Genomic DNA, 14,192 nt, shown 5'->3' on the forward strand with positions numbered 1-14,192 from the left:
CGCGTTACCCGCCCTCTCCGAAGGATCTAGTGATGACCGAGCAGATGACCGGAGCCCAATCGCTCATCAGGGCGCTGGAGCATGTCGGCGTCGATGTCGTGTTCGGAATCCCTGGGGGGGCGATCCTCCCCGCCTACGACCCGCTGTACGACTCCACCAAGGTGCGCCACATCCTCATGCGCCACGAGCAGGGGGCCGGGCACGCAGCCGAAGGATATGCCTACGCCACGGGACGACCAGGGGTGTGTATCGCCACCAGTGGCCCCGGCGCGACCAACCTGGTGACCCCGCTTGCAGACGCCTACATGGACTCGGTCCCCGTGGTCGCGATCACCGGGCAGGTGGCCAGCCCGGCGATCGGCACCGACGCGTTCCAGGAAGCCGACATCTGCGGCATCACCATGCCGATCACCAAGCACAACTTCCTGGTCCGGGACCCCTCCAAGATCGCCAGCACCATCGCCGAGGCCTTCCACATCGCCTCCACCGGCCGTCCTGGCCCGGTCCTCGTGGACATCGCCAAGGACGCGCTGCAAGCACAGACCCGCTTCGAATGGCCGCAACGGCCCGAACTGCCCGGCTACCGCCCCGTCACCAAACCGCACGGTAAGCAGGTGCGGGAGGCGGCACGGCTGATCGCCGAAGCCAAACGCCCCGTGCTCTACGTCGGCGGCGGAGTGTTCAAATCGGGTGCGTCCAAAGAACTGCGTGTACTGGCTGAACTGACAGGGATTCCGGTCGTCACCACCCTCATGGCACTGGGCACCTTCCCCAGCAGCCATCCCCAGAACCTCGGCATGCCGGGAATGCACGGCACCGTCGCCGCGGTCGGCGCCCTGCAGCGCGCCGACCTGATCGTGGCGCTGGGCGCCCGGTTCGATGACCGGGTCACCGGCAAGCTCAGCTCGTTCGCCCCCCACGCCACCATCGTGCACGCCGACATCGACCCGGCCGAGATCTCCAAGAACCGGTACGCCGACGTGCCGATCGTGGGCGACTGCCGGGAGGTCATCGCGGATCTGATCGTGGCGGTCCGTGCCGACCAAGCCGCCGGACGCCAGGGCGACTACACCGCGTGGTGGGAGCAGCTCAACCGAATGCGCGAGACCTACCCGCTGGGCTACACCGAGCCGGAGGACGGTTCGCTCGCCCCCCAGTACGTGATCAAGCGCATCGGCCAGATCGTCGGCCCCGACGCCACCTACGTCGCCGGAGTGGGCCAGCACCAGATGTGGGCTGCCCAGTTCATCGACCACCAGCGTCCCGGCTCCTTCGTCAACTCGGGCGGCGCCGGAACGATGGGCTTCGCCATCCCCGCGGCCCTCGGCGCCAAGGTCGGCGACCCCGATCGGGTCATCTGGGCGATCGACGGCGACGGCTGCTTCCAGATGACCAACCAGGAGCTGGCCACCTGCGCGATCGAAGGCATCCCGATCAAGGTTGCGGTGATCAACAACGGCAACCTCGGTATGGTCCGCCAGTGGCAGACCCTGTTCTACGACGGCCGCTACTCCAACACCAACCTGCACACCGCGCCCACCCCCGAAGACGGGAAGGTGCGCATTCCGGACTTCGTCCGCCTCGCAGAGGCGTACGGTTGTGTCGGGCTGCGTTGCGACCGCGCAGAAGACGTGGACGCCACCATCGAGAAAGCCATGGCCATCAACGACGTGCCCGTGGTGATCGATTTCACGGTCCACCACGACGCAATGGTCTGGCCGATGGTCCCGGCTGGAGTCAGCAACGACGACATCCAGTACGCGCGCGACATGGCGCCTGAATGGGACGACGAGGAAGAATAGGAGAGGTTGACGAATGAGTCTGCACACGCTGTCCGTCCTGGTGGAGGACACGCCTGGAGTGCTCGCTCGCGTAGCCTCCCTGTTCTCCCGTCGCGGCTTCAACATCCACTCCCTCACGGTGGGACCCACCGAATATGAGGGGCTGTCCCGCATGACAATCGTGGTCAACTGCGACCGCCATCCCCTGGAGCAGGTGACCAAGCAGCTCAACAAGCTGGTCAACGTCATCAAAATCGTCGAGATGGACCCCGAGGCGTCGGTGCGTCGGGAACTGCTGCTCATCAAGGTCAAAGCCGATTCGAGCAACCGTTCCCACGTGCTGGAGACGGCCCAGTTGTTCCGCGCCAACGTCGTCGACGTGAACCCGGACGTGGTGGTCATCGAGGCCACCGGGCAACCGGAGAAGCTCCAAGCGCTGATCCGTAACCTGGAGCCGTTCGGGATCAAGGAACTAGTGAAGTCGGGAGTGGTGGCTCTCGGCCGCGGTCCCAGGTCCATCACTGACCGGTCGCTGCGCGTGGTCGAGCGCAGCGCCTGACCCTGTATCCCGGGGATTCCCGCCGGGGATTCCACAAGTCCCGGCGCGGCGGCGTCCGGCCCGGTTCCGCCCGTCGCGTCGTACGGACGACAGATCTCTCAGCAAGGAGTTAAGCCGAAGTGGCAGCACAGATGTACTACGACGACGACGCAGACCTGAATATCATCCAGGGGCGTACCGTCGCCGTCATCGGCTATGGCAGCCAGGGGCACGCGCACGCGCTGTCGTTGCGGGATTCCGGCGTCGACGTGCGGGTCGGGCTCCCCGAGAGCTCGAAGAGCCGGGCCAAGGCCGAAGAGGACGGCCTGCGGGTCGTCACACCGGCGGAGGCGGCCCAGGAAGCCGACCTCATCATGATCCTGGTGCCCGACCACATCCACCGCGACCTGTACGCCAACGAGATCGCCCCGCACCTCAACGAGGGCGACGCGCTGTTCTTCGGGCACGGTTTCAGCATCCGCTACGGCCTCATCACCCCGCCGGAGGGTGTGGACGTGGCGATGGTCGCCCCCAAGGGCCCGGGCCACCTGGTGCGCCGCCAGTTCGAGGCCGGCCGCGGCGTTCCCGTGCTGGTCGCCGTGGAGAAGGACGCCTCCGGTTCGGCCTGGGACCTGGCCCTCTCCTACGCCAAGGCCATCGGCGGCACCCGCGCCGGTGCGCTGAAGACCACCTTCAAGGAAGAGACCGAGACCGACCTGTTCGGCGAGCAGGCCGTGCTCTGCGGCGGCGTTTCCGAGCTGATCAAGGCCGGCTTCGCCACCCTGGTCGAGGCGGGCTACCAGCCTGAGGTGGCCTACTTCGAGTGCCTGCACGAGATGAAGCTCATCGTCGACCTCATGTACGAGGGCGGCATCTCCAAGATGTACTGGTCGGTGTCGGACAACGCCGAGTACGGCGGCTACACCCGGGGTCCGCGCGTCATCACCGAGTCCACCCGCGAGGAGATGCGCAAGATCCTCCAGGAGGTCCAGGACGGCACCTACGCCAAGGAGCTGGTGGAGGAGTTCGACAAGGGCCGTCCGAACTTCCTCAAGCGGCGTGAGGCCGAGCAGGGCGAGCAGATCGAGAAGGTCGGCACTGAGCTGCGCTCGCTGATGAGCTGGCTGAAGAACTGATCCGGCTACGGCAGTCGCTCACGGGTCCCGGGTGTGTGACACTCCGGGACCCTCCTCGCGTGGAGGGGTGGTCCACACCAATCCCGGGACAGGGGGTCGGTTAAGCTGGATTCCTGTCACGGTAGAGCCACCCAGCGCTAGACTTCTCCTCGTTCTGGCGCCTGGCCGGAGCCGACGCCGGCAATGTCGTGGCTGCGACCGCAGTCGAACCCACACGCACTCCCTCTAAGGAATTCGTTGTGCCCAAGCCAGTCGTCCTGGTCGCGGAAGAACTTTCGCCCGCAGGAATCGCGCTGTTGGAAGAGGACTTTGAAGTCCGCCACGTCAACGGCGCCGACCGTTCCCAGCTCCTTCCCGCGCTCGCCGGAGTCGACGCGCTGATCGTGCGCAGCGCCACCAAAGTGGACGCTGAGGTGCTGGCCGCGGCGCCCTCCCTCAAGGTTGTGGCGCGTGCGGGCGTCGGACTGGACAACGTGGATGTCGAGGCCGCCACCAAGGCGGGCGTGCTCGTCGTCAACGCGCCCACCTCCAACATCATCAGTGCAGCGGAACAGGCCATCAACCTGCTCTTGGCCACGGCCCGCAACACTGCTGCTGCCCACGCGGCCCTCGTGCGCGGCGAGTGGAAGCGTTCCAAGTACACCGGCGTCGAACTGTACGACAAAACCGTCGGCATCGTGGGCCTGGGACGGATCGGCGTGCTCGTCGCCCAGCGGCTCCAGGCGTTCGGCACCAAGCTGATCGCCTACGACCCCTTCGTGCAGCCTGCCCGGGCCGCGCAGCTGGGGGTGGAGCTCGTCGAGCTCGACGAGCTGCTGGAGCGCAGCGACTTCATCACGATCCACCTGCCCAAGACGAAGGACACGATCGGCCTGATCGGCGAGGAAGAGCTGCGCAAGGTCAAGCCGACGGTCCGGATCATCAACGCTGCGCGCGGCGGGATCGTGGACGAGACGGCCCTCTACCACGCGCTCAAGGAAGGTCGTGTGGCCGGCGCTGGGCTGGACGTGTTCGCCAAGGAGCCTTGCACGGACAGCCCGCTGTTCGAGCTGGAGAACGTGGTGGTGGCTCCGCACCTGGGGGCCAGCACGCACGAGGCGCAGGAGAAGGCCGGGACCCAGGTGGCCCGGTCCGTCAAGCTTGCGCTCGCCGGCGAGTTCGTGCCGGACGCGGTCAACATCCAGGGCAAGGGCGTGGCCGAGGACATCAAGCCGGGGCTGCCGCTGACGGAGAAGCTCGGCCGTATCCTCGCCGCGCTCGCCGACGGTGCGATCACCCGGGTCGAGGTGGAGGTCCGGGGCGAGATCGTCGCCCACGACGTCAAGGTGATCGAGCTGGCCGCGCTCAAGGGCCTCTTCACGGACATCGTGGAAGAGGCTGTGACCTACGTGAACGCGCCTCTGGTAGCCAAGGAGCGCGGTATCGAGGTGAGCCTGACCACCGAGGAGGAGAGCCCCGACTGGCGCAACGTCATCACGGTGCGGGCCATCCTCTCCGACGGCCAGCGCGTGTCGGTCTCGGGCACGCTGACCGGGCCGCGCCAGTTGGAGAAGCTTGTCGAGGTCAACGGCTACACCATGGAGATCGCGCCCAGCGAGCACATGGCGTTCTTCTCCTACCACGACCGTCCCGGTGTGGTCGGCGTAGTCGGCCAACTGCTCGGACAGGCGCAGGTGAACATCGCCGGCATGCAGGTCAGCCGGGACAAGGAGGGCGGTGCGGCGCTGATCGCGCTGACCGTGGACTCGGCGATCCCCGACGAGACCCTCGAGACGATCTCCAAGGAGATCGGCGCCGAGATCAGCCGCGTGGACTTGGTTGACTGACCGGCAGCAGCGTGCCAGGGCCCGCTCCTTCGGAGGGGCCCTTTTCTTATGCCGGGCATCAGGGTGCTTTGTCCGGTATGGCGCTATTTTCCGGGCCCTGGACCGCCCTTTTAGTTGGGCGTCCGATATTCTGTCTTCCTAGCAGATAGCGTTGCGTGCCTGCTGGGCGACGGACCACGAGAACCGCCCGCGGCGCGAACGGTGTGCCACTACCTCACCCAGGACGTTGGCACTGCGGACCGGTCAGGTGATCCCACCGGAGGCGTTGTCACGCCGGACCCGTCCCCACTCCTCAAGCCCGGGAGTCCGGCTTCTCCACGCTCACCCATCGGGGCGTATGCCTGAACCCGATGGGTTCCCGGATCAGGAATCGAGGACTGACCATGGACGAAACCACGACTGCTGAAGCCAACGAGGCACGCGAAGCCGTGCAGCGCGCCCTGGACCGTCGGGACAACGGCGGCCCCACCGGCCACTGAGGGCCCGGTCCGTGCGCGGCCGACTCCCACTGGGCGGCGCGCCCTCCACCTGGGGGAAGGGTGCTGACCTCACCGACAACCCGCCTGCTTCGGTACTCTTGTCTCATCCCTGTTGTCGCTCGTCTCAACTCATGAGACACCGGGTCGCGTGTCCGCCGCTGGGAACCCGGCGTGTCGGCCGCACCGTGAAGACACCATCAGACTGAAGGCAGGCAAGGCTCCCTATGTCCGCTCGTACTGTGAAGCTGGCCGTGATCCCCGGTGACGGCATCGGGCCCGAAGTCGTTGCCGAAGGGCTCAAGGTCCTCTCCGCCGTCGCCCCCCGGCACGGACTCACCCTCGACACCACCGAGTACGAGTTGGGTGCCCAACGGTGGCATGCCACCGGTGAGGTCCTGCCGGACGCGGTCGAGGAGGAGCTGCGCCAGCACGACGCCATCCTCCTTGGAGCGGTCGGCGACCCCACGGTGCCCAGTGGAGTCCTGGAGCGTGGCCTGTTGCTGCGGTTGCGCTTCAACTTCTCGCACTACGTCAACCTGCGGCCGGTCCGGCTCTACCCGGGGGTGACCACCCCGCTGGCCGGTGTCGCACCCGAAGACATCGACATGCTGGTCGTGCGCGAGGGAACTGAGGGCCCCTACGCCGGCATGGGAGGCGTGCTGCGCAAGGGCACCCCCCACGAGATCGCCACCCAGGACAGCGTCAACACTCGTCTCGGTGTGGAACGCGTCGTCCGCTACGCCTTCGCCAAAGCCGCTGAGCGTCCCTGTCACAAGCTCACCCTGGTCCACAAGGACAACGTGCTGACCTACGCCGGCGAACTGTGGCAGCGCGTGGTCCGCGAGGTCGGCGCCGAATACCCCCAGGTCGAAGTCGACTACCTGCACGTCGACGCAGCCACCATGTTCTTCGTGACCCAGCCGCGGCGCTTTGACGTGGTGGTCACCGACAACCTCTTCGGCGACATCATCACCGACCTCGGCGCGGCCGTGGCCGGCGGTATCGGCCTGGCCGCTAGTGGCAACATCAACCCCGAGGGCGACTTCCCCAGCATGTTCGAGCCGGTGCACGGATCCGCACCCGACATCGCAGGACAGGGCAAGGCTGACCCCACGGCGACTATCCTGTCTGTCTCCCTCATGCTGGAACACCTGGGCTACGCCGACGCAGCAGCACAAATCGACCAGGCGGTAGCCGAGGACCTGCAGGAACGTGCTAAGAACGGTGGAGTCCGCTCCACCACCCAGATTGGCGACGACATCGCTCAGCGAGTAGCGGAGCAGGGCTAGGCGGACACCACCGCTCATGCCCTGCTGTTCACGCGCGGCGCGGCTGAGCACCAGTACCCCTTGATGCGACGGGCGCGCCCATGGCGCGCCCGTCGCCGTGTCCACGGTTTTGGGTCTGGCTCTGGCTCCGGGTGCGTCGTTTCCGTCACACTAGAGTCCTCGGGACGGCAGCGTCGCCGTTCCGACGTATCCGAGAGGATCGGCAGCACATGAGCAACGGCACCACCACAAGCGGGTTGACGTTCGATATTCGACTCTCCACCGAGCGGAAGACCCCGCAGGAGCGAGAGGCGATCCTGGAAAACCCCGGGTTCGGCAAAGTGTTCACCGACCACATGGTGACCATCCGCTACACCGCAGACCGCGGCTGGCACGATGCCCGACTCGAGCCCTACGGGCCGCTGTCGCTGGACCCGGCCACCTCAGTCCTGCACTACGCCCAGGAGATCTTCGAAGGGCTCAAAGCGTACCGCCACCCCGACGGCAGCATCGCCTGCTTCCGGCCGGAAGCCAACGCCGCACGGTTCAACTCCAGTGCGAAGCGCATGGCGATGCCGGAACTTCCCGAAGAACTGTTCCTGGGGGCGATCGACACCCTGCTCACCTACGACGGCGACTGGGTCCCCACCCAGGCTGACACCAGCCTGTACCTGCGCCCCTTCATGATCTCCACCGACGTCGGCCTGGGCGTCAACAGCCCGTCCAGCAGCTACCTGTTCGTGCTGATCGCTTCCCCGTCCGGCGGCTACTTCGCCAACGGGGTCAAACCGGTCACCGTGTGGCTGTGCGAGGACTACACGCGGGCTGCGCCCGGCGGAACCGGTGCGGCCAAGTTCGGCGGCAACTACGCGGCCAGCTTCCTGGCCCAGGCCCAAGCCGTCGAACAGGGCTGCGACCAGGTCGTCTGGCTGGACGCAGTGGAACACCGCTGGGTGGAGGAGATGGGCGGCATGAACCTCTTCTTCGTCTTCGGTTCCGGAGAGAACGCCCGCCTCCTCACCCCTGAACTGACCGGCACCCTCCTGCCCGGCATCACCCGTGACTCGCTGCTGAAGCTCGCCCCCGACCTCGGCTACCCGGTGGAAGAGGGGCGGATTTCTACCGACGAGTGGCGGGAGGCCGCGGCCAGTGGAGAGCTCACCGAGGTGTTCGCCTGCGGTACTGCCGCCGTCATTACCCCCGTCTCGCACGTGAAGAGTCGGCAGGGCGAGTTCCAGATCGGTGACGGCACCCCCGGCCCCATCACCATGCGCCTGCGGGAGGAGCTCGTCGGCCTGCAGTACGGCACCCGCCCCGACTCCCACGGCTGGATCCGCAAGTTCGGCCGCTAATGGGCGCGGGTGAGCGAACCGGCCATAAGCCCAGCACACCGGTGTGACGATCCTGGGGTTTCCCGAGCTACCCCCGCTCGGGAAACCCCAGGTGCATGTGGGGCCTGGGTGCACCCAGAGAACAAGATGTGGCACACTTGGTGCTATGCCGCCTCAGGCGATCATTATCGTGAGGCGCGCTGGCTGAAACGGACCCCGCCAGCGCGCAGACCTCTCGTGTCCACGAGAGGTCTTTTTTGTTGGCGGGAGCGGGTCGGCCACCAGGTGACACAGACCAGACCCGGGAGTTCCCACATGCTGGACGACAGTTTCCACGTATTCGACACGACCCTGCGTGACGGCGCTCAGCGCGAAGGCATCAACTTCACCGTCGCCGACAAACTTGCGGTCGCGAAGCTGCTCGACGAGTTCGGTGTGGGTTTCATCGAGGGCGGCTGGCCCGGCGCGAATCCGAAGGACACAGAATTCTTCCGACGGGCCCAAACAGAACTGTCCCTCAAACATGCGCAGCTCACCGCGTTCGGCTCGACCCGGCGGGCGGGAACCACGGCTGCGAAGGACCCCCAGGTGCTCGCGTTGCGCGACTCCGGGGCGCCCGTCGTCACCCTCGTGGCGAAGAGCGACGACCGGCACGTCGAACTGGCGCTGCGCACCACGCTCGAGGAGAACCTCGAGATGATCGCGGACACGGTCTCCTTCCTGCTGGGCCAGGGACAGCGCGTCTTCGTTGACTGCGAGCACTTCTTTGACGGGTACCGGCACAACCCCGAATACGCACTCCGTGTGGTGCGCACCGCGGCCGAGGCGGGGGCCTCCGTGGTGGTGCTGTGCGACACCAACGGCGGCATGCTGCCGTCCGACGTCTTCCAGATCGTCAGCGAAGTCCGCGAAGCCACCGGGGCCCGGCTGGGCATCCACGCCCAGGACGACTCGGGGTGCGCCGTGGCCAACACGCTGGCCGCGGTCGACGCGGGCGCCACCCACGTCCAGTGCACCGCCAACGGGTACGGGGAGCGGGTCGGCAACGCCAACCTGTTCTCGGTCGTCCCCGCCTTGGTGCTCAAACGCGGCCGCAATGTGCTGCCCGAAGGCTGCCTGCGCGAGATGACCCGGGTGTCCCAGGCTATCGCCGAGATCGCGAACATCGCTCCAGCCACCCACCAGCCCTACGTCGGCATCTCCGCCTTCGCCCACAAGGCCGGGCTGCACGCTTCTGCGATCAAGGTGGACCCGGACCTCTACCAGCACATCGACCCGGCGCTGGTCGGCAACGACATGCGCATGCTGGTCTCCGACATGGCCGGGCGGGCCTCGGTGGAGCTGAAGGCGAAAGAGCTCGGCGTGGACTTGTCCGGCGACCGCGAGACCCTGGGCCGGATCGTGGAGCGGGTCAAGGACATGGAGATGGCCGGGTACAGCTTCGAAGCGGCCGACGCCTCCTTGGAGCTGCTGCTGCGCGAAGAGATCGGCCAGCCGGTGCGGTACTTCGAAGTGGAGTCGTGGCGCACTATCTCCGAGCGGCGCCCCGACGGGTCCAGCGCCAGCGAGGCCACGGTGAAGCTCTACGTCAAGGGTGAGCGGGTGGTGGCAACCGGGGAAGGCAACGGTCCGGTCAACGCCCTGGACCGGGCACTGCGCTCGGCGCTGGAGAGCGTCTACCCCGACCTGGCCACGATGGAACTAGTCGACTACAAGGTCCGCATCCTGGAGGGCACGTCCGGAACGGACGCGGTCACCCGGGTGCTCATCGACTGCAGTGACGGGCAGGGCGAGTGGACGACGGTCGGAGTGGGTGAGAACGTCATCGAGGCGTCGTGGACGGCGCTGGAGCAGGCCCTCACCTACGGGCTGCTGCGCCGCGGCTACACCCAGCAGTGACGTGGCGGGCAGCCGGGACAGGGCGCTGCCCGGCTGCCCTTGCCGCGCGGGCGGCCCCTGACCCTGGTCAGGGGCTCACCCACCCGTTCTTCTCACACCCCTGCAGCCCGAACGTCTGCTGCTGCATGACTGGCGCGGGTTCCCCGGGGGCAGGGCAGTCCACGTGGCCGTAGCCGAGCGCGTGGCCGACTTCGTGGTTGATGACGTAGGCGCGGTAGGTCTCCAGGTCGCCGTCGAAGTGCGGCACGCCGGACACCCAGCGGTTCTGGTTGATCATCGCGCGTTCCCCGGAGAAGCAGGAGACGTAGCCGTTGGTCTGCAGTGGCGCGCACTGCTGGTCTACGGTCTCGGGGGAGGCGAGGGTGACCCGGAAGTCCACTGGTTCTTCGTCGACCCGCTGGAAGGCCAGCGTGCCGTCGTGGGTCCAGCTTCGGGGGTCGCTGAGCACGTGCTCGACCGCTGCAGCGAAGTCGGCGGGGTCTCCGGGAAGCCCTTCTTCGACCTCCACCAGGTAGCGCAGGAGCGTGCCTTCGCCGACGACCTCCCCGTCACCTTCGACGACCCGCAGTTCTCCGCTTGCGCTGGGCACCTCTTCGACCACGGAGCGCAGCAGTGGGGGTACCGGGGACGGCGAGGGCTCCGGCGTCATGGGAGAACTGCTGCCCTGCGAGGTGGCGGGGACCACGGATGCCGGGTCCGACGGTTCCCACGGGAGCACGTTGGCCGAGACCATCCCCACGCCTGACAGCGCGACAATCAGCCCCGCGATAGTCCCCACTGGCAGTTGACGCCGTCGATGTCGACCGGTACGGCGTGGTCGTCCTGCCTTCTGCGCAGTCATGGACACGATCGGCCTTTCTCAAGAATCGCAAATTCCATCATTGCAGATCAAAAGGGGTGCGGGGGAGAAGAAAAGGGATGAAGGGGGTGGGCGGCCCCCGGTAAAGAACCGAGGGCCGCACCGGGATCAGTCCTGGGCCTGGACGTGCTGGACGACTTCGAAGGACCAGAGTTCACTCGCGGACGCGGCCGGGCCGCCCTGGCTGCTGCGGCGGGAGTCTTCAGAGGCCTGGGCGTGTCCGCGCTGGAAGGCCTCGCTGTTCAGCCAGTTCTGGTAGTCCTCTTCGGAGCGCCAGCGCGTGTAGACGATGTACTTGTCGGTCCCGTCGACGGGACGCAGCAGTTGGAACTCCTCAAAGCCGGGCTGGTTCTCCACGAGGCCTGCGCGCTTGGCGAAACGCTCCTCCAGGGTGGCGCCGGCACCGGGAGGAACCGTCAGCACATTGAATTTCACCACACTGGCCATGGTGATACCTCTCGTTGATGGTGGGTTGGGTTCCGGCCCACGAAGCCATAGGCCGGACTGCGGCCCAACCTAATGCAGGGATGGGAGAGGACCGTTTCGGGGCAGTCTTTCTCGGCGTTTCCGGGTGCTAGGGCGACGTGACCGACATCGCCGGAATAGGCCGACCCGTGCCCCTTGCGGCTGGGGCACGGGTCGGCATAAAAGCGGCGCCCGCCCACGGGGAGTGGACGGGCGCCGTCTCCGGCTAGGAGGTGCTGATCAGTTCCTCGTTGAGGCTGTCAGCCGTTGCCTCACTCCGCTTTACAGAGGCGGGTAGGCGTTGGCCAGCAGCTCGCGGAACTGGGCAGAGAACCAGTGGCCGGAGATGGGGGCGTTGGGCAGCGCACCCGAGGGGTTGTTGCCGTTGCGGGCGTTGCCCTGGTAGGTCGGGTCGCACATGCGGTCGAAGCCCTTGCCCTCGTCGTTCGGGATCTCCTCGCTGGCGCCGTCGGACTCACCCGGGGGCTTCACCCAGACGTAGGCGTCAACACCGGGAGCCGGGTTGACCGTGGGCCGCTCGCCGAGGCCCGCACCGGCCTGGTTGCACCAGTTACCGGGGTGGATACGGCGGTCGATACGGCTCTCGTCAACGTAGGTGTTGAGGTCGGTGGAGGAGCTCGGTCCGGTCGGACGGTTCGGGCCACCCCAGCCGTTGCGGGAGGTGTCGATGAGCATACCGATGTCGGACCGGAAGCCCTTGGCGATCAGGGCCTGACGCAGGTCCTGGACGAAGGAGAGCTCGTCGACGTACTGGTTCCAGTCAACCCACTTGGACTGGCGGATGAGCTGGCCGTTAACGGTGCCGTTGACGTCCAGGTACGGCTCCACAGTGGCCGAGTAGTTGGCCGTGTTGGAGATGAAGCCGTGCACGTAGTCCACGGTGGAGCCGGAGGCGTTGGCGGCCTCGTAGAAGATGTCCACCGAGGGGCCGAAGTTGGAGTCCCAGCCGATCCAGCCGTGGTGGGCGGCGTCGATGTAGTTGTAGACGTTCGGGATCTCGCCCAGCTTGCGGAGGGCGTAGCCGACACCGTTGACGTAGCCGCCGTTCTGCTTCATGTAGGCGCAGAGCTCGGTGCCGCCGTTCCCGCCCACGTTGGTGACGAGGTTGGGCAGGGAGTCGATCTCGATGATGGCGACGATCCGCAGGTTCTCGTAGTCTGCGAAGTCCCACATGATGTCGGCGATCGGGTCGATGTACTCGCTCTTGTAGCGGTCGAGTTCATCGGGACCCAGCTCACCGTTGGAGGCCAGCGCGGCGCAGTCGCGGCCGGGCAGGTTGTAGATGACGACCTGGATGGTCAGCGGGTCGCCACCGGACTGGCGGACGGCCTCCTCCAGGTGGTCGCGCAGACCCATGGAGCCGGTGGTCGGGCTGTCGTTGCCCTCGATGGCGCCGATACGGTCCAGCCAGACAGCGGTGGACTCGTTGGCGACCGCGGAACCGCCCGGCTCAGCGGCGGCCTTGGCCGACCAGACCGGGTTCACGTACAGCTTGGCGCCCTCGAACGGGTTGTCGACCTTCTCGCCGGGGTTGGTGGGCGGGTTGGTCGGGCCGCCCGGCTCATCCGGGTCTGTGGGGCTGGGGGAAGGGCTGGGGGAGGGGCTGGGCTCGGGGTCGGGGTCGTCCGAGCCGTCGCAGGTAACCCCGTTCAGCTTGAAGGAGGAGGGGATGTCGTTGCTGCCCGAGTAGGAGCCGTTGAACCCGAACTCAACCGTTCCGTTGGCCGGGATGGAGGCGTTGTACGGGGCGTTGCTGACCGACACGTGCTGCCCGGACTGGGTGTAGGTCCCGTTCCACAGGTTGGTCACCTGCTGGTTGCCGGGGAAGTCCCACTCCAGGGTCCAGCCGTTGATCGCACTGCCGAGGTTGGTGATGGTGACGTTGGCGGTGAACCCGGTACCCCAGGAGTTGACCGTGTAGTCCACCGAGCAGCCGGCGGCGTTGGCCGGAGCAGCGAACGCCACCATGGAGGCGCCAAGCGCCAGTCCAGAGGCGGCTGCCAGGCCGCGCCGCATCCACGAACGTCTGTTCGTGGCACGAACTTTACTCATATCGGTGTCTTCCTTGGTTGGAGGATGTTCTCTCGCAAGGGGATGGTCGAGAACCGGACGCTGCAGTGTTCAGCCGACCGGTCGGCGTGGTTGCGCGGACGACGGCCGGGCGCCCCGGAGGGGAGCGGGGGATGGTGAACACTGCTGCCTCCGTTTGAGCGCTGGGAGAGTGGCGTCGGACGGTTGGTTGTGTGGGAGTTCTCCCGAAGGCTGGGAGCGCTCCCACTTAGGGACTTAAAGCAGGGTCGAAAATGCGTGTCACACGACGAGCCCTACCGTGACGCCATTCACGTCCCAGTGTGACTAGCGGCACGGGAGCGCTCCCAAAAGAGAGTAGCCACTTCATGACCGGTTGTAAATACCGCGTTAAATGGGCTTTTGTGACGGGGGTCGGAAACAGGCCGTGGCGGAGCCATCTCGCGGGGTGCTTTCCCCCCTCCGACGGGACGCGCAAGGATGGTGACGGAACGGAACAGGAAACGGTCTCAGGGCTCGCGCAAGAAAAACGGACCGAAATTCGGTTCTCGGTAGCCTGGG

General features: G+C 66.7%; 10 protein-coding genes. 7 read left to right on the plus strand and 3 right to left on the minus strand.

What is annotated here, in order from left to right; all coding sequences use genetic code 11:
• The first annotated feature begins 32 nt into the window (after nucleotides 1-32).
• From TFU_RS03050 to cimA, 7 genes are all read left to right on the plus strand, one after another.
• The gene (locus tag TFU_RS03050) at nucleotides 33-1,802 is read left to right on the plus strand and encodes an acetolactate synthase large subunit (protein WP_011291058.1); all 1,770 of its coding nucleotides are present in this window, start codon (nucleotides 33-35) and stop codon (nucleotides 1,800-1,802) included.
• Nucleotides 1,803-1,815: 13 nt separating this feature from the next.
• A complete protein-coding gene (ilvN, locus tag TFU_RS03055; RefSeq protein ID WP_011291059.1) occupies nucleotides 1,816-2,340 on the plus strand; it encodes an acetolactate synthase small subunit in 525 nt (174 codons plus the stop codon).
• A gap of 119 nt (nucleotides 2,341-2,459) precedes the next feature.
• Complete coding sequence (gene ilvC / locus TFU_RS03060; RefSeq protein WP_011291060.1) at nucleotides 2,460-3,455, plus strand: ketol-acid reductoisomerase; 996 nt, start codon at nucleotides 2,460-2,462, stop codon at nucleotides 3,453-3,455.
• 239 nt (nucleotides 3,456-3,694) lie between these two features.
• A complete protein-coding gene (gene serA, locus TFU_RS03065; RefSeq protein ID WP_011291061.1) occupies nucleotides 3,695-5,281 on the plus strand; it encodes a phosphoglycerate dehydrogenase in 1,587 nt (528 codons plus the stop codon).
• A 703-nt stretch (nucleotides 5,282-5,984) separates the two neighbouring features.
• On the plus strand, nucleotides 5,985-7,049 hold the full coding sequence (locus TFU_RS03070; RefSeq protein ID WP_011291062.1) for a 3-isopropylmalate dehydrogenase: 1,065 nt from the start codon (nucleotides 5,985-5,987) through the stop codon (nucleotides 7,047-7,049).
• A 209-nt stretch (nucleotides 7,050-7,258) separates the two neighbouring features.
• Nucleotides 7,259-8,380, plus strand: coding sequence for a branched-chain amino acid aminotransferase (locus TFU_RS03075; protein WP_011291063.1), 1,122 nt, complete (start codon nucleotides 7,259-7,261; stop codon nucleotides 8,378-8,380).
• 294 nt (nucleotides 8,381-8,674) lie between these two features.
• The gene (gene cimA, locus TFU_RS03080; RefSeq protein WP_011291064.1) at nucleotides 8,675-10,258 is read left to right on the plus strand and encodes a citramalate synthase; all 1,584 of its coding nucleotides are present in this window, start codon (nucleotides 8,675-8,677) and stop codon (nucleotides 10,256-10,258) included.
• A gap of 67 nt (nucleotides 10,259-10,325) precedes the next feature.
• On the opposite strand, the gene TFU_RS03085 is transcribed toward cimA, so the two are convergent.
• The 3 genes from TFU_RS03085 to TFU_RS03095 form a co-directional block, all read right to left on the minus strand.
• Nucleotides 10,326-11,099 (minus strand): DUF3152 domain-containing protein, encoded by a 774-nt coding sequence (locus TFU_RS03085; protein ID WP_011291065.1) that lies wholly within the window; start codon nucleotides 11,097-11,099, stop codon nucleotides 10,326-10,328.
• 126 nt (nucleotides 11,100-11,225) lie between these two features.
• Nucleotides 11,226-11,564 (minus strand): antibiotic biosynthesis monooxygenase family protein, encoded by a 339-nt coding sequence (locus TFU_RS03090; protein ID WP_011291066.1) that lies wholly within the window; start codon nucleotides 11,562-11,564, stop codon nucleotides 11,226-11,228.
• A gap of 300 nt (nucleotides 11,565-11,864) precedes the next feature.
• Nucleotides 11,865-13,655 (minus strand): glycoside hydrolase family 6 protein, encoded by a 1,791-nt coding sequence (locus TFU_RS03095; protein WP_011291067.1) that lies wholly within the window; start codon nucleotides 13,653-13,655, stop codon nucleotides 11,865-11,867.
• Between the last annotated feature and the right edge of the window lie 537 nt (nucleotides 13,656-14,192).

Origin of the sequence: Thermobifida fusca YX (assembly GCF_000012405.1) — a bacterium.
Taxonomy (GTDB): domain Bacteria; phylum Actinomycetota; class Actinomycetes; order Streptosporangiales; family Streptosporangiaceae; genus Thermobifida; species Thermobifida fusca.